Annotated in this window: 17 protein-coding genes; 5 read left to right on the top strand and 12 right to left on the bottom strand. The window is 62.3% G+C overall.

The features are described 5' to 3' along the window. Positions 1–13 precede the first annotated feature (13 nt). From PB2503_RS12400 to aroA, 5 genes are all read right to left on the bottom strand, one after another. Positions 14–736 (bottom strand): ABC transporter ATP-binding protein, encoded by a 723-nt coding sequence (locus PB2503_RS12400; protein WP_013301599.1) that lies wholly within the window; start codon positions 734–736, stop codon positions 14–16. Further along, positions 729–2,018 carry a lipoprotein-releasing ABC transporter permease subunit gene (locus PB2503_RS12405; RefSeq protein WP_013301600.1) on the bottom strand — a complete coding sequence of 430 codons (1,290 nt, stop codon included), beginning with the start codon at positions 2,016–2,018 and terminating at the stop codon, positions 729–731. Before PB2503_RS12405 ends, PB2503_RS12400 begins: the two co-directional genes overlap by 8 nt. Then, on the bottom strand, positions 2,015–3,010 hold the full coding sequence (locus PB2503_RS12410; RefSeq protein WP_013301601.1) for a metallophosphoesterase: 996 nt from the start codon (positions 3,008–3,010) through the stop codon (positions 2,015–2,017). The genes PB2503_RS12405 and PB2503_RS12410 overlap by 4 nt, the downstream gene beginning before the upstream one ends. Before the next feature lie 116 nt (positions 3,011–3,126). Next, positions 3,127–4,893: a monovalent cation:proton antiporter-2 (CPA2) family protein gene (locus PB2503_RS12415; protein WP_013301602.1), complete on the bottom strand. Its 1,767-nt coding sequence runs from the start codon at positions 4,891–4,893 to the stop codon at positions 3,127–3,129. A 6-nt stretch (positions 4,894–4,899) separates the two neighbouring features. Beyond that, complete coding sequence (gene aroA, locus PB2503_RS12420) at positions 4,900–6,225, bottom strand: 3-phosphoshikimate 1-carboxyvinyltransferase (RefSeq protein WP_013301603.1); 1,326 nt, start codon at positions 6,223–6,225, stop codon at positions 4,900–4,902. 131 nt (positions 6,226–6,356) lie between these two features. On the opposite strand from aroA, the gene PB2503_RS12425 reads away from it, so the two are divergent. Next, on the top strand, positions 6,357–6,812 hold the full coding sequence (locus PB2503_RS12425; RefSeq protein ID WP_041535696.1) for a TIGR02300 family protein: 456 nt from the start codon (positions 6,357–6,359) through the stop codon (positions 6,810–6,812). 241 nt (positions 6,813–7,053) lie between these two features. Here the strand turns inward: PB2503_RS12425 and prfB are convergent. Further along, a protein-coding gene (gene prfB / locus PB2503_RS12430) for a peptide chain release factor 2 (protein ID WP_148235287.1) occupies positions 7,054–8,164 on the bottom strand; the annotation gives its coding sequence in 2 pieces (ribosomal slippage) (positions 7,054–8,094 and positions 8,096–8,164; 1,110 coding nt in all). 67 nt (positions 8,165–8,231) lie between these two features. After that, entirely contained in the window at positions 8,232–10,739 is a 2,508-nt protein-coding gene (locus tag PB2503_RS12435) for a penicillin-binding protein 1A (RefSeq protein WP_158305854.1), read from the bottom strand. Between the two features lie 331 nt (positions 10,740–11,070). Between PB2503_RS12435 and PB2503_RS12440 the strand changes: the two genes are divergently transcribed. Genes PB2503_RS12440 through PB2503_RS12450 form a run of 3 tightly spaced genes read left to right on the top strand, consistent with a single transcriptional unit; the run spans position 11,071 to position 13,931 of the window. Further along, positions 11,071–11,262 (top strand): DUF6324 family protein, encoded by a 192-nt coding sequence (locus tag PB2503_RS12440; RefSeq protein ID WP_013301608.1) that lies wholly within the window; start codon positions 11,071–11,073, stop codon positions 11,260–11,262. Next, entirely contained in the window at positions 11,259–13,508 is a 2,250-nt protein-coding gene (locus PB2503_RS12445; protein WP_013301609.1) for an AsmA family protein, read from the top strand. Before PB2503_RS12440 ends, PB2503_RS12445 begins: the two co-directional genes overlap by 4 nt. Positions 13,509–13,559: 51 nt before the next feature. After that, positions 13,560–13,931 carry a tRNA-binding protein gene (locus PB2503_RS12450; protein ID WP_013301610.1) on the top strand — a complete coding sequence of 124 codons (372 nt, stop codon included), beginning with the start codon at positions 13,560–13,562 and terminating at the stop codon, positions 13,929–13,931. 120 nt (positions 13,932–14,051) lie between these two features. Here the strand turns inward: PB2503_RS12450 and PB2503_RS12455 are convergent, their stop codons facing one another. From PB2503_RS12455 to sppA, 5 genes are all read right to left on the bottom strand, one after another. After that, positions 14,052–15,674, bottom strand: coding sequence for a long-chain fatty acid--CoA ligase (locus PB2503_RS12455; RefSeq protein ID WP_013301611.1), 1,623 nt, complete (start codon positions 15,672–15,674; stop codon positions 14,052–14,054). Between the two features lie 144 nt (positions 15,675–15,818). Next, a complete protein-coding gene (locus tag PB2503_RS12460) occupies positions 15,819–17,015 on the bottom strand; it encodes a CCA tRNA nucleotidyltransferase (RefSeq protein WP_013301612.1) in 1,197 nt (398 codons plus the stop codon). After that, positions 17,012–17,677, bottom strand: a complete 666-nt coding sequence (locus PB2503_RS12465; protein ID WP_013301613.1) for an NUDIX hydrolase — start codon at positions 17,675–17,677, stop codon at positions 17,012–17,014. Before PB2503_RS12465 ends, PB2503_RS12460 begins: the two co-directional genes overlap by 4 nt. Continuing rightward, the gene (locus PB2503_RS12470) at positions 17,677–18,246 is read right to left on the bottom strand and encodes a DUF1285 domain-containing protein (RefSeq protein WP_049782013.1); all 570 of its coding nucleotides are present in this window, start codon (positions 18,244–18,246) and stop codon (positions 17,677–17,679) included. The genes PB2503_RS12465 and PB2503_RS12470 overlap by 1 nt, the downstream gene beginning before the upstream one ends. Positions 18,247–18,345: 99 nt before the next feature. Continuing rightward, entirely contained in the window at positions 18,346–20,277 is a 1,932-nt protein-coding gene (sppA, locus tag PB2503_RS12475; protein ID WP_013301615.1) for a signal peptide peptidase SppA, read from the bottom strand. A 199-nt stretch (positions 20,278–20,476) separates the two neighbouring features. Between sppA and PB2503_RS12480 the strand changes: the two genes are divergently transcribed. Continuing rightward, on the top strand, positions 20,477–21,475 hold the full coding sequence (locus PB2503_RS12480; RefSeq protein WP_083811121.1) for an AAA family ATPase: 999 nt from the start codon (positions 20,477–20,479) through the stop codon (positions 21,473–21,475). Positions 21,476–21,481: the final 6 nt, after the last annotated feature.

Below are 21,481 nucleotides of genomic sequence, written 5' to 3' on the forward strand. Positions count from 1 at the left end.
GGCTCGCCCCCCCTCAAATGAGAGCCGCGCCATCCGGTACGGTCGTCTCGACGAGGCGATGGTCGTCGATATGAATGACACGGTCCATCTGGGCCGCAAGGGATCGATCATGGGTGGCGATCATCGCGGCCAACCCCTCTTGGCGGACAAGGGTCAACAACGCCGCAAAAACCCGGCCTGACGTATCGACATCAAGGTTGCCTGTTGGCTCATCGGCCAGAAGGAGACGGGGTTGGTTTGCTAAGGCCCTGGCGATCGCCGCGCGCTGCTTCTCCCCGCCGGAAAGCTGCGCGGGCTGATGGTCCAGTCGATGATCGAGCCCCATCTGGCTCAACAAATCAGTGGCCCGCGCCTCCGCCGCCTTGGGGGAAACCCCGGCGATCCGTAGGGGAAAGGCCACATTCTGACGGGCCGTAAATTCCGGAAGAAGATGGTGAAACTGATAGACGAAGCCGATCTTTTCCCGCCGGACGGCCGTGCGCTCTCTGCTCGACAGGCGCGACACCTCGCCCCCCTCGATCAGGACGGTGCCCGCGGTCGGCGCCTCCAATAATCCCGCGATATGGAGCAAAGAGGATTTTCCGGAGCCTGACGGTCCCAATAGGCCGACGATCTCCCCCGCAGCGATAGAGAGAGTCGCCTCTTCAAGAATAATGAGGTCGCCATAGGCCCGCTTGATCCCCTCAAGCCGCAACACCGGCGCTTCATTGGGCGCACTCGACCGGACCTCATTCATAGCGCAAGGCCTCAACCGGATCGACCCGCGAGGCCCGCCAAGCGGGATAGGCGGAGAAAACAAAAGACATGCCGAGGGCAAAGCTCACCACGATCAGCACTTCTCGCCATTCGAATATCGCCGGGATCTCTTCGAGGTAATAAACATTCGGGTTGAACAGTCGGAAGCCGAACACCGCCGACAATGCCCGTTCGATCAAGGACAGGTTACTGATAATCAGGGCTCCAAGGCCGACGCCCGCCAGAGCGCCCAGAACGCCGATGATGGCGCCGGTCAGGAGGAACATGCGCATCACCATGCCCTCGGTCGCGCCCATCGTCCGCATCACCGCGATATCGCCGCGCTTGTCCTTCACCAACATGACAAGGCCGGAAACGATCAGCAAGGTGGCGACGGCAACAATCATCAGCATCAAGATCCTCATCAAGCCCCTCTCCGCCTGGACGGCATTGAAAAGATCCGCATTACGATCGCGCCAGTCGGAGAGATAGGCCGCCTCCCCCGCCGCCGCCTGGATGGCCGGTAGAACAAGATCAGGGGTCAGGGGATCGGAAATCCTGAGTTCAATCTCCGTCACCTCCCCCGGTCGTCGCGCAAACCGTTGAGCCTGCTCAAGGGGGAGATACATATAATACTGGTCGAAGAAAGAATTCCCGACGCTGAAGATCGCCCCGACACGATACTGAATTTGCGTGGTCGGTGTTCTGCCAAAGGGGGTTTCCGCTCCACCGGCCGTAATCGCGCTGATCACATCCCCCACCGAGGCGCCGAGGAGCCGCGAAAGCCCCACGCCGATCGCAACCTCGCGCTGGCCGGTTTCACCAGCCCCAAAGGTATCAAGGCTTCCCGCCCTCACCCCGTCCGCGATATCCTCAATCGCGCGCAAATCCTCCGCGGTAATGCCGATGGTCTGCGCCGCGCTTTGCCCCCGCGGACCGACGAGATAGGTCTCAATCCGCAAAACAGGCGTTGCCCGCTTGACGAAGGTCAGGTCTTCGATCCGCGAGATCTGTTGGGCCCGATCCACAGACTCTGTGTTCTGAACAAAAACATGCCCATTGACGCTCAACAATTGGGACAACAAATTGACGCGAAATCCCTGAAAAACACTCATGACCACAATCAATGTCGCCACCGATAACATAATACCGGAAAAAGCAATGAGGGTGATCAGCGAGACTCCGGCCCCGCGGCGGGTCGCCCCAAGATATCGGCGCGCCACAGACCATTCGAAGCGGCCAAATGGCCGAGCCCGACCAGCGGTCGGCGCGAATGCGGTCATGATGATATCTCCGTGGCCCCGATGTCTTCGGCCGGGATCCTCCTGCCATGGGGCGGCAGCAGCATCCATCCCGTATCATTCTTTTCGCAGCGATCGATCTGAAGGCGGAGGAGGTCGACCCGTGGCGGCACGTTGAACCGTAACGGTAGGCCTGTCATCCCGACCCCTGACGTCACAAAGAGCTGGCCCGAGGGGGTCGACGCCAGCCCATACCGCAAAATATCACAGGCGAAGGTCAGGCGGCAGGTCACGCCGGGCAAAAACACCTGACCGCCATGGGTATGGCCCGCCACCATCAGATCGAATCGGCCAGTTCTTGGGTCGGTAATCGCCTCGGGATTATGCTCGATCACGATGGTCGGCATCGGCGCCGCACTGCGCGGCGGCACCATGTCCAAGCCCTCCATCGTCGCCTGCTGATAATCCCGATAGCCAAGAAGGCGCAAATATTTGCCCTCCCCCTTGAAAATCGCTTCCCCTGGATTGAGCAAGGTAATGTCGGCGGCTTCCAATGCCTTGATCAAGTCGTCGCCATAGTCCGGCCCCGGATAGCCGACATCGTGGTTCCCAAGAACCGCGTAGACAGGCGCCTCAATGGCGGCAAAAGGAGCAAACGCATCCTTCAAACGAGCGGAATGCAGATTATTCGTGAAATCACCCGGCATGAGAACCAGATCTGGATCGAGGCTATTCACCGTACGAACGATCCGCTGCATGGAGGGCGTATTGGCAAACGACCCTCGGTGAAAATCAGCCACCACCGCCATATCGATCGTGCCCGGCAGGCCGGAGCCACAGAGCTCCACCGGCGTTTCGAAGACCAATAGCCGATAAGGTTCGATGAACCGGGCCCAGACCCCAAGCCCAAGCACAGCGGCGAGGATGAAGGTTGCTAGCCGTGTTGCAGGGCCGCCCCCCCGCACACTCAGCCAGACGGCAAGAAGGAAAATCGGAAGGAGGAGAAAGCTCCCCCAATAGATTACCGTCTGCATAATACCGCCGACACCACTTCGTTCTTGTCACACCGTCTTCGACCAGCTTGCCCCCCAAGGGGCTAGTGCCATCGAGCGCCCCAAGCGCCGCCCGCCCAGTGGCCCCAGCTCATCTCTTACGACAATTCTTGTTCGACGGCCTCGAAGGGTTTCGAGAGGACATCCTTTTTCGCATAGATCCCTTCGGCCTTTTGCGCCAACAGGCGATCGCGGTCTCGTTCGCGATATTCGGCCATGATGTCGGCGATCAATTGTTCCGAAAATCCCAACCCGGCGAGGGTTTCACCGGCGAGGGCCATGCTGCTTTCATACATCTCTCGGACCACGAAATCGGCCTTTACATCCATCATCTCGATCTCATGAAGGCGGTCATAGACCCGGGCCAGGATCCGTACCTTGGGGCACCGTTCCCTGACCGCCTGAACCACGGGTTTCAGCTTCTCCTTGGCATTCAGGGTAAAGACTATAGCATCGACATCGAGGGCGCCGGCCTGAAACAACAAATGGACATCGGTCCCGTTGCCGAAATAGACCTTATTGCCGAAGCGGGAGGCAACCTCGATCCGGCGCGGGCTGTTATCAATGCAAATCGTTTTGACGTTCGAGCTGCGGAGCACCTGATTGACGAGTTGGCCCATACGGCCAAAGCCAACGATCAGGACCGACCCGTGATCCTCCATATCGGTCACCGGGATGGCCGCCCCCGATGGATTATGCTCGAGCTTGGAGACCGCCATCATGATGAGCGGCGTCGCCATCATGGACAGGGTGACGATAGCGGAAAACATGGTGGCGTCCGCTGAGGTCAGCAACCCCTCCCCGACGGAGAGGCTGAAGACGACAAAACCAAACTCCCCCCCCTGCGACAGGACCGCCGCGGTCTTGAGGGCGGTGGGGGTGGCGGATTTCAGGATCCGCGCAAGGACAAAGATCACCGCCGCCTTGAAGACGATCAGCGCTGCGGCCCCGAACAGGACGACGACCCAGGCATTGCGCAGGACGGCGAGATCGAGCTGCATCCCCACGCCGATGAAAAACAGACCGAGCAGCAATTCCCGAAAGGGTTCGATGTCGCTCTCGATTTGGTGGCGGAAGGTGCTTTCGGCGAGGAGGACACCGGCGAGAAACGCGCCCAGCGCCATGGACAGCCCGGCCGCATCGACAATCAGGGCGGTGACGGCAACGATCAGCAGGGCGGCGGCGGTGAAAGCCTCCCGCGAGCCGGAGATCGCCACCAATCGCAGCACCCTGTCGAGAACGAAATGCGACAGGAACACGATGGCGGCAATGGCGCCCGCCGCAAGGCCGATGGCCTGCCAGTCGATGGGAAGGCCATCGGCTGCATTGTCCCCTTGCGTCGCAACGAAGGGGATCGCCGCGAAAAGAGGGATCACGGCCACATCCTGCAGGAGCAATACCGAGAACGCCTTGGTCCCATGGGGCGTGTTCAGTTCGTGTCGTTCCTCAAGCAGGCTGAGAGCAAAGGCCGTAGAGGAACAGGCGAGGCCAAACCCCACAATATAGGCAGGGCCTGTGCTCAGGACGTCGATGTAATCGATGACCCACCCGATCGCGGTGCCGGTCACGAGAAGTTGCATCAGCCCAAGGCCAAAGATTGTGTGCCGAAGCGACCATAGGCGGCTCAAACTCAGCTCGAGCCCGATCACGAAGAGAAATAAGACAACCCCGAGTTCGGCAATCGCGAAGACCCCATCGCCATTGTAGAGAAGGTTGAGCGCCGACGGCCCCAACAGCACGCCGGCACCGAGATAGCCGAGGATCGTTCCGAGCTTCAGCTTACGGAACAGCGGCACGGCGACCGCCGTCGCGCCAAGATAGAGCGCCGCATCGACCAGAAATTCAGTGCCCCCGCCAGCTGCCATCTCTTCTCAGCCCCCTTCCGTTGCCATGGGTTCGATCGCCGCCCCAAGCCCGTTCATCAAGTCGATGAAGCCTGGAAAGGATGTGGCGATCATGTCGGCATCGTCGATGGTCACCGGTGCCGCCGTCGCCATCCCCATGACCAAGGCGGACATGGCGATTCGATGATCGTGATGGGTCGCCACAGCCCCGCCACCACCAGGCCTCCCCCCATCGATCTCGATCCAGTCCTCTCCCGTCCGAACATCGACCCCATTCGCGCGAAGCAGGGCGGCGGTGGCGGCCAGGCGATCACTCTCCTTCACCCGTAATTCACCGAGACCGTCAAAGCGGGACGTCCCCGCCGCGAATGCCGCGACGACACAAAGGATCGGATATTCATCGATGAGCCCCGGCGCTTTGTCGGCGGTTATGTGGATGGCCGTGAGCGGCGCATATCGGAGGGTCAGATCGGCGATCGCCTCCCCCTCTTCCCCCCCCACTGGCACGGTTGAGAGGTCGGCGCCCATGGCGCTCAACGCCTCGAAAAAGCCGGTCCGATGAGGATTGGTCATCACACCCCGGAGCGTCACCACCGATCCATCGACAATGGCCGCCGCCGCCAGGGGAAAGGCCGCCGAGGAAGGGTCGCCGGGGACGGGGACGATCCCCCCCGCCGTCAATCGCTGGGCGCCGGGCAGCCGCAGGCGCCGCCCTCCCCCCCCAAGGGGCTCGATCGTCAGTCTACCGCCGAATTGAGGTAACATCCGCTCAGTGTGATCCCGGCACGGCACCGGTTCCTCAATGACCGTCTCGCCTTCGGCCCCGAGCCCGGCGAGCAGCACGGCACTCTTGATCTGGGCCGAGGGCTTGGGGAGTCGGTATTCGATGCCGCGGGGCCGTCCGCCGACGAGCCGGACGGGCAACTTGCCCTCCCGCGCGTCGCTCTCAATCCCCATCTCGCGCAGCGGGGCCAGGATCCGCTCCATCGGACGACCGCGCAGGCTCTGGTCGCCGTCGAAGGTGACGCTCACCCCCTGTCCCGCCGCCGCCCCCATCAGAAGGCGGGCGCCCGTGCCGGAATTGCCGCAGTAAAGCGCCTGGGCGGGCGAGGACCATGAGGCGCCCGTAACAGTCCACGATCCCTCTCCCTGGCGCTCAACCGCCGCGCCAAACCCCCTGACGCAACTGGCGGTCCGCAACACATCGTCGGCCTCCAGCAACCCCGTGATGGTCGTCGTACCCTCGGCCAGGCCGCCAAGGATGAGCGCGCGATGGGAGACCGATTTGTCACCGGGGGGGGAGATTGCCCCATTAAGGGGGCCGACCCGCCGCGACCTATACGTCGAAACCACGCGGACCCCCCTTTTATTGAAATCGCCGACGGTTCCGTTTTGACAGTGCCATAAGGCTCTGGCAACACCGCGCCTTCGATCGAGAGGTCCATGTGAGGGCCGTCGTCAATTCTTTTATCGGAGTGCTTCCATTGGCAAATGAAGACCTCGGTACCAAGCGCGATTGTCCCGAATGCGGGGCACGGTTCTACGACCTGAACAAAGATCCGGCGCAATGTCCGAAATGCGGAAATGAATTTACCCCCGAACTCCTGCTGAAACCGCGGAAGGCGCGGGCGGAAGAAGAAACCGCAAAGCCCGCCCCTGAGGCTGAGGACGAGGATGAGGACGAGGTCGACGAGAGCGAAGTCGAGACCAGCCTCGATGAGGCGGATGAGGACGGGCAACCGACCAAGAGCAAGCGCAAATCAGGGCTCGCCGAAGAAGATGAGGACGAAGATGAAGACGAGGATGACACCTCCGACATCGACGATATCGACGTTTCCATCGATGACGACGACGATTCGCTGCTCGACGATGATGACGACGACGATGACGATTTAGGCGGCGTCGTTCCCGGTGCGGGCGACGATGATGACGAACGCTGAGAGCACAGGGCTCCTGTCATATCGGTCGATATGATGGGCAACTGACCTTGAGCCGTTTCAGGACACTCGGCGCCGTGAAACGTCTCTAGGTCTTTGTGTGTCGCATGTTATTGACGCGAACCGGTTTTCCCTCGGTTGAAAATACGCAGGAGAGGAAGGCGGGCGTTGGCCCGCCTTTTTCTTCTGCCGCCGTCAAAGGCCCTCGTCAGGGGGTCGTAGACCCCCTGTCTGGCCTCCCCGCCTATGCGTCCTCGCCCCCGACCCGCTGAGCGAGGGCGGCCCCCATAAAGGCATCGAGATCCCCATCGAGGACCGCATCCGGCGAGGGGCTTTCGACGCCGGTGCGCAGATCTTTCACCATTTGATAGGGCTGCAACACATAGGATCGGATCTGGTGTCCCCAGCCGATGTCGGTCTTGGAGGCCGCCTGGGCATTTGCCTCTTCCTCACGGCGCTGCAATTCCATCTCGTAAAGACGGGCACGTAGCATGTTCCAGGCCGTGGCGCGGTTCTTGTGCTGCGATCGTTCCGACTGGCACTGCACCACGATGCCCGTCGGCTCGTGGGTGATGCGCACCGCCGAGTCGGTGGTGTTGACGTGCTGACCACCGGCGCCCGATGCCCTGAACGTATCAACGCGGCAATCGCTCTCAGCCACTTCGATCTCGATATTGTCGTCGATCTCCGGATAGACCCATACGGAGGAAAACGAGGTATGGCGGCGTGCGTTGGAGTCGTAGGGGCTGATCCGCACAAGGCGATGCACCCCCGATTCGACCTTCAGCCAGCCATAGGCGTTGATCCCCTTCACCAAGATGGTGGCGGATTTGATGCCCGCTTCCTCGCCGCCCTGCTCTTCGATGATATCGACCTTGTGGCCATGCTGCTGCGCCCAGCGGACATACATCCGATAGAGCATGTTGGCCCAGTCGTTCGACTCCGTCCCCCCTGCCCCCGCATGGATCTCGACAAAGGCATTATTGGCATCCGCCTCGCCCGACAGCAGGGCCTCAAGCTCGGCACGCCCGGCCCGATCTTTGAGATCGGCGAGGGCCGCCTGGATGTCATCCACCGCCGCGTCGTCGCCTTCGGCCTCGGCCATTTCGGCCAATTCCAGATTGTCGTCGAGCTCGGTCTGCATAGCGGTCAGGGCCGCAATCTGGTTTTCCAGATGGGTGCGTTCCTGCATCAATTTTTGGGCTGTGGAGGGATCGTCCCAGAGGCTGGGATCTTCGGCTTTTTCGTTCAGTTCACTGAGACGTTTGTTGGCAACGTCCCAGTCAAAGACGCCTCCTCAGCAGGGCCAGCGATTGCCGCACCTGCTCAGCGTCATGGGTCATTTCTGCGCGCATTGCGCTCTCCTCACTTCGGCCCCGGAAACTATCTTTTTCGGCCGAAAATGCAAGCCGCCGCCGGGGATCAGTAGATCCCGCCCAGATCGTCCGAGATGCTCTCATCAGCTCGCCCCTGGAGCGAGGGATCGCTATCCGTCGCGAAGCGATTGGCCCCATAGACATTATCCTCGGCCTTGAAGGCTTCGAGGATGACATTGGGGTCGCCGGACTGCGCAGGCTTTCCCGTCTTGGCGTTGACGCGGACCAGCCGAATACCGGACGGCGCCCGAAAGGGAACCACATCGCGCTTTGGCAGGACGCGGGCCATGAATTCCCCGAAAATGGGCGCCGCCACATTCGAGCCGCCTTCCCCCTGCCCCAAGCTCTGGGGCGTGTCGTAACCGACATAGACGCCAACGGCGAGGTCGGGGGAAAAGCCGACGAACCACGCATCATGATAATCGTCTGTGGTCCCGGTCTTTCCCGCCAAGGGATAATCGCCGTCAATTTGACTTTTGATGCGGGCCCCTGTCCCCCGGTCGATCACTCCTTCGAGGATGGAGACCATTTGAAAGGCGGTACGCGGATCAATAACATATTCCCGATCGTCCGCCAGAACCGGTTCGCCCTGGCCGGTCCAGGCCTCGGCATCACAGTCAAAGCAGGAGCGCTGGTCCCAGGCGTAAATTGTTTCCCCGTAGCGATTTTGCACCCGGTCGATGAGGATCGGTTCGATGCGTCGACCGCCATTCACAAATTGCGCATAGGCGGTGGTGATCCGCATCAGCGTCGTTTCCCCGGCCCCAAGGCTGATCGCCAATTCCCGAGGCAACCGCTCGGAGACGCCGAAGGTTTCGGCGGTGTCGATGATCCGCCCAATGCCGATATCCTGGGCAAGGCGGGCCGTCATCGTGTTCCGCGACTTTTCGATCCCGAGCCTTAGGGTCGATTCGCCGTAGAACCGGCCGGCAACGTAATTGCCCGGCTTCCACCAGCTATTCCCAAGCGACGGCGCCACGAACGGGGCGTCGAGCACGATCGAGGATGGCGTGTAGCCATTTTCAAGCGCCGTGGCATAGACGAACGGTTTGAAGGTCGAGCCGGGTTGCCGCCAGGCCTGGGTTGCGCGGTTGAATTCCGAAAGATCGAAGGAAAACCCGCCCACCATGGCAAGCACCCGGCCGGTATGGGGGTCCATCGCCACCAGTCCCCCATTCACCGCAGGGATCTGATAGAGCGCGAAATCCTCCCGCGCCTCGGACAGCGCCTCGACATAGACAACGTCGCCGGCGCTCAGCACCTGACCGGCGCGCGTGATCTGCGGCCCACGGCTGTCGATCGATCCAAATTCCCGTGCCCAGGTCAGCTGGTCGAGGGGAAGGCGACCGCGCTGGCCGTCCAGCAGCCCGATCTCGGCCGACTGATCGGCGACGGAGAGAACCACCGCCAATTCCCACGGATCGAGGTCCGCCGCCGCTTTTCTATCCTTGTAAAGACGGGTCTGTTCATCTTCGAGCGCCACTTGCCAGATGAAGGGCGCCTCACTGCTTGCCTCCCCCTCCACTGGCAGGCGTTCGGCGAGATCGTTCGGCAGGGCCAAGGTTGAAATCGGCCCGCGATATCCATGCCGACGATCATATTCCACCAGATGCATGCGGAAGGCGAGCCGGGCCATCCGCTGCATTTCGGGGTCCAGGGTGGTGCGGATCGACAGGCCCCCATCGTAAAGCGCCTCACTGCCATAAAGATCGGCGACCCGGCGGCGAACTTCCTCGGCAAAATACTGACCGGCATCTTCCCGCGCCCCGAGGGGCGGCGCGAGCGAGGCGCCGAGCGGCTGCGCCCGCGCGGTCTCCAACTCCTCGTCCGTCAGATAGCCATCTTCGTGCATCCGGCCCAAAATCCAGTTTCGCCGAGCGATCGCGCGGTCTTCATAGACGGTGGGACGATAATTGGCGGGCGCCTTGGCCAGGGTCGCAAGATAGGCCGCTTCATGCGGTTCAAGCGCAGAGAGCGGTTTCCCAAAGTAGTTGAGGGCCGCCGCCGCGACGCCATAGGAGCGATTTCCGAGATAAATTTCATTCAGATAGAGCTCAAGGATATGCTCTTTGGAGAACGCTTTCTCCATGCGCTGGGCGACAATCGCCTCCTTGGCCTTCCGCTCGAACCGTTGATCTGCGGTCAGCAGCATATTCTTCGCCACCTGCTGCGTGATCGTGGAGCCCCCCTCAAGGGAATTCCCCTGGAGTTTATCCGGAATGAAGCGGAGCGCGGCCCGTGCGATCCCGCGATAATCGAGTCCCCCATGATCGTAGAAATTCTTGTCCTCAGCCGAAATGAAGGCCTGCTTCACCACGGCGGGGATCGCCGCATCGGGGACGAATAACCGTCGCTCCCGGGCGAATTCGGCGAGCAATTCACCGGTGCCCGCATGGACGCGGGTGGTCACGGGGGGCTCGTAATCCGCGAGGGTCTGTTCGCTCGGCAGTCCGACATGCAGGCTCTGCAACCAGACGAAAATACCGATCACGACGGCGATGGCGGCCACCGTGCCGATCGCCGCCAGCCCGCCAATGATCCTCAGAAGGAGCATCCAAATCCCTCCTTTCTTGGCCTTGGGTTCATCTGCCGGATCGCTCGCGCGGCGTTTGACCCCGCCAAGATCGTATTTCGCGTTCATTCTGGATGCCGTTTCCGCCTAATGGCTCGTTATCGCCCGGATTGGGGGAGCGCTTCAACCGCTCATGCCGACCGTTGACCGATCACCCCCTTCTTAAACGGAGTATGCCTGCTCCTCACCGCCAGGGAAAGCGGGGCCTGCCTTACGATTTTTCGATCTTTTCGTTCGTTCGCTAAGGCTTTTCAGGGACGGAGATCCTCCGGTAAAGGCGGCCTGAGCAACAAGAGAATTGCGGGAGGGTGCCATGGGATTGAATACGCCGTCCGATGAGGAAACGGATCTGATGATCGGCCCGACCGATCAGGGCATGGTCCGAATCTATATCCAGTCGACCAGCGTGGACCTGCCCCTGGATTTCTCTCCGGAAGATGCTCTAGCCATCGCTGAGGAATTGAGCGCCGCGGCCAGCATGGCCCAATCTGTGGGGACCAAATGAAGAAGCTGTTTCTGGGCCTGGCCCTTCTGATCGTGGTCTTGGTGGCCGTCTTATTGATCGCGCCGTTTTTCATTCCCGCTTCGGTCTACGAAGAAAGGATCGAAGCGGCCGCTTCTGAACAATTAGGTCGCCAGGTGACCATTGAAGGCGCGCCGAGGATCTCGCTGCTTCCCGCAGAAATCACCGTCACAGGACTGACCGTCGCCAATGCTGACGGTTATGAGGCGGCGGTCTTCGCCGAAGTCGATCGGGCACAGATTGGGGTCAAATTGTTGCCGCTGCTGTCCCGGCGCGTGGAGATCACGAAATTCGACCTCGACCGTCCGACGATCAATCTCGAAGCGAGCGAAGACGGCGGAAATTGGGCGTTTGGGCGCCCTGCCGCCGATACGGAGACCGAGGCCGCCCCCCCAGGTGAAGCCCCCGACGCCCTGCCGGATCTGCGTCTTGGAACCGTGACGATCAATAAGGGGCATATCAGCTACCGCACGCCCGATGGGCAAACCTGGCTCGCCGAAAACGCCGATCTGCGTTTGACGCTTGAGAGCTTGGAGGACCCGCTCACCATTGAGGGGACCATGGTCGTCCAGGGCGAGCCCTCGCGTCTCGATGCCACTTTCACCACGCCGGGCCGATACGCTCGCGAAGGGGCGGCGGATCTGCGGCTTTCGATGACCGTCGGTGAGAATCACGCCTCGACGGAGATGGCGCTATCGGACGAGCTGAGCTTTGACGGGCGTCTTGATATCGACTTTCCCGCTTTGCGGAGCCTTTTTGCCCTCGCCGGCGTGGACCTTGGGACGGCCAATGGATTCAAGCGCCTGCGGCTCGACGGGCCGGTCAGCGGCTCCCTCGACGGCGTTCGGTTCGGTGAGGGGACGGCGTTGACCTTTGACGATATCACCGGGACCGGAAAGCTGGCGATCATGATCGACGGCGACAGGCCGAAAGCGACAGGCACCGTCGCCCTTGGGACCCTGGACCTCACCCCCTATCTGCCCCCCGAGCCCGAAGGCTTTGCGGCCCGTCGAAGGGCGGAGACAGGGGCAGACGCGGACTTCCCCGAATGGTCCGACGAGCCCATGGATTTCTCCGCCCTCCGCGCAATGGACGCCGATCTCGATATCCGTACCGGCGAGATCATCACTCCAAGCCTCACCGTGGGGGCCTCGGCCCTGCGTCTCGTGGCGGTGGACGGCAAGGCCCAGGCGATCGTCTCGGACACCTCGGTCTATGATGGCAGCGGCCGCGGTACCGTTACTCTCGACGCCACTCGCACCGTGCCGGAAGTGGCGATCGACTTCACGATGGAAGACGTCGATGCCGGCGCCGCCGCGCAAGAACTGGCAGGGATTACGCGCCTTGGCGGCAGAGGCTCGATCCGGCTCTTCAACCTGCGGGCCCGCGGGCAATCGCAGCGCGAGATGGTGGAGAGCTTGACCGGCGAAATCCGCCTGGTCCTCGACGATGGTGTGATCGAGGGGATCAATCTGGGCCAGATCGGGCAGGTCGCCTTCGATCTCTACGACCAGGTTCAGGCGGGGACTCTGTCGCTCAAGGCGCTCGATGCCGCGACCCTTGCCACCCGCTCCACCGAACTGTTCGCCGCCGCCAGAGGCCCGGCGCAGCAAACCGATTTTACGAATTTCACCCTCACCCTGGTGGCCGATCAGGGACGCGTGACCCCGACCACTGCCCAACTGGCAGGGCCCTATTTCGAATTCACAGGGGACGGCGACATCATCTTGCCCACACAAAGCCTTGAGCTCGCCCTCGCTGCCGCGGTGACGAAAGAAGGAACCGATACCAAACGGGTCCTGCCAACACCGATCCTTGTGACGGGGACGTTCAGTGATCCGAAGATCGGGATCAATCTCCGCAGCGTCGCCGAGCAAGCTGTGCGGAACCGGGTCGGCTCGGCCCTGTCCGATCGCGGTGTCGACCTTGCCCCGGGCGAGACCTTAGAGGAAGCGCTGACCGGCACCGCACGGAACGAGTTGATGCGTCGGCTTGGCGGCGCGGTGCCCGGCAATACGCAAACGCCCCCCGCCCCCGCGGAAGAGGGGGGCGACGAGGAGACCAACAGCGAGACCAACAGCGCCGAGCCGAGCGCGCCCGCCCCAGCGCCGTCGCCGCGGGAGGAATTGATCCGCCAGGGGATCGGCGCATTGCTCGGTGGGGGCGCGCGCCGGGACACCACCGGGGACACCGCCGACGAAGCGCCTGCTACGGACGGCACAGAATGAGGGGGGCAGGAACAGCCCCCTCGGGCCCGTCACAACGCAAAAGGTGCGGCCATGCATCTGGTGCATGATCCCGCCGCCGCCCCGCAAGCCGAGATCGATTTCGGCTCTTTTCTGACGGTCGATATGCGGGTTGGGACAGTCATCAAGGCCGAACCGTTTCCCGAGGCCCGTAAGCCGGCGATCAAATTGCTGATCGATTTCGGTGACGGCGTTGGCGAGAAGAAAAGTTCAGCGCAGATCACCGCGCATTATCAGCCCAAAGATCTCGTCGGCCGGCAGGTGGTGGCGGTGGTGAACTTCCCGCCCCGCCAGATCGGGCCCTTTATCTCAGAGGTGTTGGTCCTGGGGGCCGCCGATAGCACAGCCGGGATTGTGCTCCTCGCCCCCGATCAGCCCGTCCCCAATGGGGCCCGTATCGCCTAACCAACACGCAAAGGTCGGCGTGGCCGATCCGCGCCCATTGCTCGCGCCAAGGGGAGCCGCTGACGCCTCCCCTGACACTGGAGAAGAGAGCAAGGGCGAAGCGGTCATAGACCAGCGCCGTCAGACCGTTGGAAGCGTAAAGTCAGCAAACTGCTTCCGCAGCTCGGTCTTGAGAACCTTCCCTGTCGCGCCGAGAGGAATAGTTTCCACCGTCTGGACATCGTCGGGCCAGGAAATTTTCGGCAATTGCTGGCGCGTAAATTCCAGAATCTCCGCCGGCTCGGCATTCGCCCCCTTGGCCATCTCCACGATCAACAAAGGACGCTCCTGCCATTTCGGGTGCGGCATGCCGATCACCGCCGCATTGGCCACCGCGGGGTGAGAGAGGGCGGCATTCTCGATATCGATCGTCGACAACCATTCGCCGCCTGACTTGATCACATCCTTGGCCCGGTCGGTGATCTGCATACGGCCATCGGGATGGATAACCACCACATCGCCGGTATCGAACCATCCATCGTCGGTGAGCGTCTGGCCGTCATATTCGTAATAGGCCGACAGGACCCACGGGCTCTTGACCTGCAAATGGCCGTCGCTTTCCCCGTCATGCGGCAGGCAATTGCCCTCATCGTCGACAATCCGCATCTGCATGAACGGCACGGCCTTGCCCTGGCGGAGCTGAATTTGCACCCGCTCCTCTTCGGGCAGTTCGGACCAATCGTCTTCCTCGACATTCGTGGTCCCGATGGGCGACATTTCGGTCATCCCCCATCCCTGGCGCACCCTAACGCCGTGACGCTCAAAGCCCTTGATAATCCGTTCACTGAGCGCAGCACCACCGACCATCGTATGCTTCAGCGAGCTGAACGACAGATTGTTCTGATCGACATAGTTCAGAAGATTGAGCCAAACCGTCGGGACACCAAGGGCGTAGGCGACCTGCTCGCTTTCGAAGATTTCATAAAGGCTCTCCCCATCGAGCCCCGGCCCCGGCATGACCAGCTTTACCCCCATCATCAAGGCTGCGTAGGGGACACCCCAGGCATTGACGTGGAACATCGGCACCACGGGTAAGAGCGCGTCGCCCCGATCGAACGCGCCGACATTGGGCTGTGCGAGAACGAGGGCATGCAACACTGTCGAGCGATGGGTATAGAGCACACCCTTGGGCCGACCGGTCGTGCCGGAGGTATAACAAAGCCCGCAGGCGGTTCGTTCATCGAATTCCGGCCAATCATAGGTCGTCGGATGTTTTTCGATCAGACTCTCATAATTATGGACAGGCTTGTCACCAATCTCCGGCAAGGCCCCGGTGGCCGACAGAGCGATATAACTTTCCACCGTCGCCAGATGGGGCGCGAGCCCCTTGACCAGCGGCAGGAAGGTCTCGTCGTAGAACACGACCTTGTCCCGCGCGTGGTTCATCACATAGCCCGCATTTTCCGGCCCCAGGCGCGGATTGATCGTATGGCAAACCGCCCCGATTCCGGCGGTGGCATAATAGAGTTCGAGCTGGCGATGGGTATTCCAGCCCATCACGCCGACCCGATCGCCCTCGCCAACCCCAAGCGCGACCAATGCATGGGCAAGCTGGGCAATGCGCTCCCCCGCCTCCTTGAAGGTGTATCGGTGCATCCCGCCCTCAACGAGGCGCGTCACGACTTCTTGATTGGGACTTGATCGGACGGCATGGCGGAGGATTTCCGTCACAAGTAGCGGCGTTTCCATCATCAGACCATGCATATCAAATCTCCCTCAACCGTGGCGCCGAGCGCCATCCTGATTATTTGTCTTATGGCCCTTTTTGTGGCCGAACAATGCAGGAGACGCAATCATAGCAGGGGGAACTTTACCCAGGGGCGGTGCCGAGAGATCCCTGCTTCGCGATTAGATCGCCGCCATCACTTCATCGAAGAGCGACCGCACAATGGCGGGGTCTTCGGGAAAATTGGCCTGGGCCCACCGCTCGGTGAAGTCCTTAAGCGCGTTCCCCACCATCGGACCGGCGGTCAAACCCGCCGCGATGAAATCCGCCCCGCGAACGGGCAATACCGGAACCGGCGCCGTCGTCAGAGCACGGACGATTTCCGCCTTCGCCGCCGCGGACAGACGACAAAGGGCGAGCCCCTCCTCGGCGGCAGGGCGGCCATAACTGAAGAGCACCTCCCTTGGGGTGGCGCCGGCTTCCCAGACCTTGGCAATCTCCGGCAGGGTCAGGGCGTGCGCGAGCACGCTAGTGGGCGGTTTGAAAGCCGATTGCAGCATGGATCGCGTCGCCGTCGGCCACAGCGCGGCCAGGCACAGCCCCGCTGACGGCGCCCCCTCCCGCGCGGCGTGGATCCGCGCGAAGCTCACGGGGTCGGGGGCAACCTGGATGATCGCGTCGAGTATCGGCCCCTTCGCCGCCTCGCTCAAAACTGTCGGGGCCCCCGCCGCGCAAAAGAGTCGCGACACCTCGCTCCAGATCCGTTCTTTAGAGAGATGAAGCAGGCCACCGGCCAACGCCTCGGACGCCTGCCATCCGGCGACGTCGAGAGTGCCGCCGAAACGAGCCGAAAATCGCATAAAACGGAGTATGCGGAGATAATCTTCCTTGATCCGTTGTGCCGGTCGACCGATGAACCGTACCCGCCGCGCCATCAGATCCGCCCGACCATCATGATAGTCGTAAAGGCGCCCCTCCTTATCGAGGGACAAGGCGTTGATTGTGAAATCTCGCCGCGCGGCGTCTTTTTCCCAATCCTCCGTAAAGGAGACGGTCGCATGCCGGCCATCGGTGGCCACGTCGCATCGCAGGGTCGTTATTTCAAAAGGAACGGCAGACAGAACGGCAGTGACCGTACCATGTTCAAGACCTGTCGGGATGACCCTTATCCCGTGGCGGCCCAACAGCTTTAGCGTCTCTTCGGGCAGCAGGGTCGTGGCGATATCGATATCGGTATGCCCCGCAGCGCCCGGCGGCTGACCCAGCAGGCTGTCCCGGATACACCCGCCGACGAAACGGGCCTCCCCTTCCTCGTTGAGGATGGCGAGGAGCTTTGCTGCGTCCCCCGAGCGGGCCCAAGCGAAGGGGTCCGCCGTCATGACCCGATGGGCCGGTCGTGCCAGGCCCGCATGAAGGTATGCAAGATCCCGGCGGTCAGCCCCCAGACATTCCTGCGGGGCCCGGCTCCCTCATAAGGCGCGGCATACATCCGATAAACCACGTCCTTGAACTGACGTTCGGTGACCTGATGACTGGAGGGGTCGATGAAATGGTCGAGCGGCACCTCGAACGCTTCATCGACTTCGCGTGGACAGGGAATGATCGGCGGCGGGGCGGTCACAAGACCCACAACAGGGGTGACGGCGTAGCCAAGCCCCCCATAGTGGATGGCGAATGTCCCCACGACATCGACCGCATCGGGGGTGAGGCCGACCTCTTCCTCCGCCTCCCGCAGGGCCGTCTCGATGACGCTCTCCTCCTGCCGCTGTCCCCCGCCGGGGAAGCTGATTTCCCCGGCATGGGAGGGCATGGTCGGAGAGCGGACCGTCAGCAGAACGGTATGCCGCCCCTCCCGCTCGATAATCGGGATCAGGACGGAGGCCGGCCGAAATCTCTTGGGCGGCGAGGACAATTGAGGAGAATGAAGGCGATCGGGGTTCAGTTCACGGAACAGGTGACGTTCGGCGCGGGCCGCCTCCGCCTCGCAAAGACGTCTCAACCGGTCGGCAATGGAGGGGACCCCCGCAGAATCAAGCGCCATCACCTCGCCTCGCCAAGATCGAGGGGACGGTCCAGTCCCGGCAGCCTCAGAACATACCGCCCGTCTTCCCCCTCGACGGCCTCCTCCATCAGACGATAATATACATTTCGCCCAAGGCGTGCCCACAGATCATCGCGTATCCGTACATAGGGGATCATGGGCGTCTCTTTTGGCACCGCTGCTCCCCCGCCGGGGGGGGCGTCGGGCCGCAACTCTATCGGATGATCGGGGCCGAGGGTGACGACGTCGCCGACATTCGTCCGCATCCGGCAGGCCGTGCCTGAAAGATCCATATCCGTAATAATGAACGGGACGTCCTCGACCGTGATCGCCAATTTTTCCGCCGGACTGACCAGCACATATCCGTCCGGATCGTGGCGCAGAATGCGGGAAAGCAGCCTGACAAGGCGAGGCCGCGCAATGATGCCCCCCTCATGGATCCAGGTACCATCGTGCCGGATCGTCAACGCCATCCGTCCGTGACGGGCCGGATGCCATTGCGTCACCGGCAACGGCCCCTCTTCGGGAAGGTCGGCAAGGGCGGCGGCGATGGTGGGCAAATCGGACATACGCCCATAGGTGTGCGATCCCACCGCCGGGTCAAGATGGACGATGATCGCCCCGGCCCTTCCTCGCCACGCCGTCGGGCCGCCCTCCTACTCCCCCTCCTACTCGGTCGGCAGGCAGGTCAGGCAGCGGACATAGGTCCCTTGGGGATCGTTATAACCGGCGAGGGAACGGATTTCCGCCACCACCCGCCGGGCGACACGCCCCGCATCGAGCGCCGACGCCCCGGTGCCAGCGAAAAGGGTATCCGCCTCTCCGGTAATCCCATCATCGCGACCGGCAAGTCCTTCGAGGAAACGCTCAAAAGGGGTCCGCTCACGGGTGAGACCGATCACGGCGTAGTCTTCAAGGCCGGCCTTTTCGGCCGCCGACGCCAGGGCGTCATCGAGGGTGCCAAGTCGATCGACCAGCCCCAAACGCTGGGCGTCGAGACCGCTCCACACCCGCCCTTGGGCAATGCTGTCGACCCCATCGGGGGTCATTTCCCGCCCCTCGGCCACCAAGCCGAGAAAGCGGCCATAGATCTCCTCGACCGACGCTTGGATGATCTCTCCATAAGCTTCCGGCAGGGGCCCAACGCCGGTGGCATAAATGCCGGTCAGAGGCGTCGTCCCAACGCCGTCGGTGGAAATCCCGATTTCGGCAAAGCTCTCCTCGAAGGTCGGGAAGAAACTAAAGACCCCGATCGAGCCGGTGATCGTCACCGGGGAGGACCAGATTTCATCGGCATTCGCGCTGATCCAATAGCCCCCCGAGGCAGCCAGCGACCCCATGGAGACGATGACCGGTTTGCCCGCCGCCTTCACCGCCAAAACCTCGTCGCGAATGACCTCGGAGGCAAAGACCGACCCGCCGGGACTGTCGACCCGCAGCACCACCGCCTTGACGTCTTTGCGCGTACGGGCGCGCTTCAACTCAAGGGCAACCGCGTCTCCGCCGGCCGCGCCCGACCGTTCATCGCCATCGACAATCGCCCCGGCGACCGTCACCACAGCAATCTTATCGTCCTTATCATGGGGGTCTGAGACCGGCATGGACAGCCGGTAGGTGCGATAGCCGACGCCCCGAAAGCCCTTGAGCTCGCTCTTCTCGTCCCGCCCCACAATCGACGCGATATGCGCGATCTGGGAGGGACGGTCCATCAGTTGATCGACCAGGCCCGCCTCCAGGGCGGCCTTGGCCGCATTATTCCCCGCCGCGCGCATCAGGGCGGGGAATTGAGCCGCATATTCCTTGACGCCGCCGGAGACGGTCACGTCGCGCCGGGCGTCGACCTTGTCCGCATAGGCGCTCCAGAGATCGGAGAGATAGGCGATATTCGCTTCTTTGGCCTCGGCCGACATGTCGTTGCGAAGAAACGGTTCGACCGCCGCCTTGAAGGTGCCGACCCGGAAGACATGCGCGGTGACCTTCAGCTTTTCGAGCGCCTCGGCCAGATAGGTGTTGTAGGCCCCATAGCCCTCGATCGCGACCATCCCGAAATCGTGCAGCAAAATTTCGTCGGCAGCGGCGGCCACCAGATATTGCTCCTGGGTGTAATAATCACCGATGGCGATGACCTGTTTCCCCGCCGCCCGCACCTTTTCGACTTCGTCCGCCAGGTAGTGCGCCTTGGAGGCCGAGCCGGAGGGAATGAACAACCCTTGGAGATCGAGAACGACGACGTTGATCCGGTCGTCCTCAGCGGCGCTGCGCAGCACCGCGACAAGGTCGTGAAGGGAGACCGGCCCTTCGACGGGCATGGACAGCGCCGCCGCAAAAGCATCGGACAGCGGATCGGCCGGTGGTGTCGTTTCCACCAAGACGCCGGCCGGATTGATCACGAGCGCGCTTTCCGAGGGGACCTTGATTGAGGGGCCCCCCTCCTCCGCCTCCCCCGCCAGATCACGGGAGACCGAGGAGGCGATACCGATGACCACCACAAGGACCATCAAAAACAGGAGGGATTGGGCAAGTAGCGACAGGCCGATAACGACCTTGAACAGGCCCTTGAGAAATGACCACACGGTCAGACGGCTTCGCTCTTCGGCCATGATACCCCTCCACACAGATACGATTGCTTACCACAGCCGCCTTCCCCGTAAACCGTCGAGTCCGCGCGCGCTTGAGAGTTCTGTCGCCGCACTTGCCGAAAGTCCATTTGCTCCGAAGGGCGACCCTGACTACCCATGGGGACGAGACTGGATTGATCTGACGGCCGGCGGCAAAAAGGCGGCGGCAAAAGGAGACCTGATGGCAGACAAGGCCCCTTCGGCGCCCCCCCCAGACACCGACGACCTCCTTTCTTCGTTCGAGCGGCTATCGATGGTCGCAGCGGAGGTCGAAGCGGCACTGAACGAGGTGGTTTTCGGTCAGGAAGACGTTGTGAGGGAGGTCCTCACCACAGTTCTCGCAGGGGGGCACAGCTTGCTGGTCGGGGCACCGGGACTGGCCAAAACACGGCTGGTCAGTGCCATGGGCACAATCCTCGGGCTCGACCATGCCCGGGTACAATTCACCCCCGACCTGATGCCCGCCGACATTCTCGGGACGGAGATCCTGGAGGAGGACGGCACTGGGCGACGCGCCTTCCGTTTTATCGAAGGGCCGGTGTTCACCCAACTTCTCATGGCCGATGAAATCAATCGCGCCAGCCCACGCACCCAGAGTGCGCTCCTCGAAGCGATGCAGGAGCGGCAGGTCACCGTAGCGGGCGCGCCGCGTGCCTTGCCCTCCCCCTTCCTGGTCCTCGCGACGCAAAACCCCATTGAGCAGGAAGGGACCTATCCGCTCCCCGAAGCCCAACTCGACCGGTTCCTCCTCCAGACCTTGATCGGCTATCCCGATGCCGAGGCAGAGAAGCGGATGATTGCCGCCACGACCCGTAATGAGGATCTCTCCCCAAGTTCGGTGACATCGCCCGACACCCTCAAAGAAGTGCAAAGGCTCGTGCGCGCCATGCCGTTGGGGGAAAATCTGGTCAGCGAAATTCTCTCCCTTGTCAATGCGCTGCGTCCCGGGGGGGAGCAGGCGGATCACCTCCTTTGGGGCCCCGGCCCCAGGGCCTCCCAAGCCCTCAGCCTCGCGGTCAGGGCAAGGGCGCTGATCGACCGTCGCCCAGCGCCGGGGCTCGAAGATCTCATCGCCCTCGCCCCCGCCGCGCTCCGCCACCGAATTGCCCTCACCTTTGCCGCCCGCGCAGAAGGTCTCACCGTCGATCGCTTAATCAGCACCCTGACCGATCGCCTCTAAAGCCCC

It is taken from the genome of Parvularcula bermudensis HTCC2503, assembly GCF_000152825.2.
Classification (GTDB): Bacteria; Pseudomonadota; Alphaproteobacteria; order Caulobacterales; family Parvularculaceae; genus Parvularcula; species Parvularcula bermudensis.

What these genes read in the sequence shown, in the direction of transcription:
- PB2503_RS12460 (WP_013301612.1), bottom strand. Translation starts at nt 17,015, where the DNA reads ATGACGGCGGACCCCTTCGCTTGGGCCCGCTCGGGGGACGCAGCAAAG.
- PB2503_RS12415 (WP_013301602.1), bottom strand. Translation starts at nt 4,893, where the DNA reads ATGGCAGCTGGCGGGGGCACTGAATTTCTGGTCGATGCGGCGCTCTAT.
- PB2503_RS12440 (WP_013301608.1), top strand. Translation starts at nt 11,071, where the DNA reads ATGGGATTGAATACGCCGTCCGATGAGGAAACGGATCTGATGATCGGC.
- PB2503_RS12445 (WP_013301609.1), top strand. Translation starts at nt 11,259, where the DNA reads ATGAAGAAGCTGTTTCTGGGCCTGGCCCTTCTGATCGTGGTCTTGGTG.
- PB2503_RS12410 (WP_013301601.1), bottom strand. Translation starts at nt 3,010, where the DNA reads ATGCAGACGGTAATCTATTGGGGGAGCTTTCTCCTCCTTCCGATTTTC.
- PB2503_RS12470 (WP_049782013.1), bottom strand. Translation starts at nt 18,246, where the DNA reads ATGTCCGATTTGCCCACCATCGCCGCCGCCCTTGCCGACCTTCCCGAA.
- PB2503_RS12455 (WP_013301611.1), bottom strand. Translation starts at nt 15,674, where the DNA reads ATGCATGGTCTGATGATGGAAACGCCGCTACTTGTGACGGAAATCCTC.
- PB2503_RS12400 (WP_013301599.1), bottom strand. Translation starts at nt 736, where the DNA reads ATGAATGAGGTCCGGTCGAGTGCGCCCAATGAAGCGCCGGTGTTGCGG.
- PB2503_RS12435 (WP_158305854.1), bottom strand. Translation starts at nt 10,739, where the DNA reads ATGCTCCTTCTGAGGATCATTGGCGGGCTGGCGGCGATCGGCACGGTG.
- PB2503_RS12480 (WP_083811121.1), top strand. Translation starts at nt 20,477, where the DNA reads ATGGCAGACAAGGCCCCTTCGGCGCCCCCCCCAGACACCGACGACCTC.
- PB2503_RS12450 (WP_013301610.1), top strand. Translation starts at nt 13,560, where the DNA reads ATGCATCTGGTGCATGATCCCGCCGCCGCCCCGCAAGCCGAGATCGAT.
- PB2503_RS12405 (WP_013301600.1), bottom strand. Translation starts at nt 2,018, where the DNA reads ATGACCGCATTCGCGCCGACCGCTGGTCGGGCTCGGCCATTTGGCCGC.
- PB2503_RS12465 (WP_013301613.1), bottom strand. Translation starts at nt 17,677, where the DNA reads ATGGCGCTTGATTCTGCGGGGGTCCCCTCCATTGCCGACCGGTTGAGA.
- sppA (WP_013301615.1), bottom strand. Translation starts at nt 20,277, where the DNA reads ATGGCCGAAGAGCGAAGCCGTCTGACCGTGTGGTCATTTCTCAAGGGC.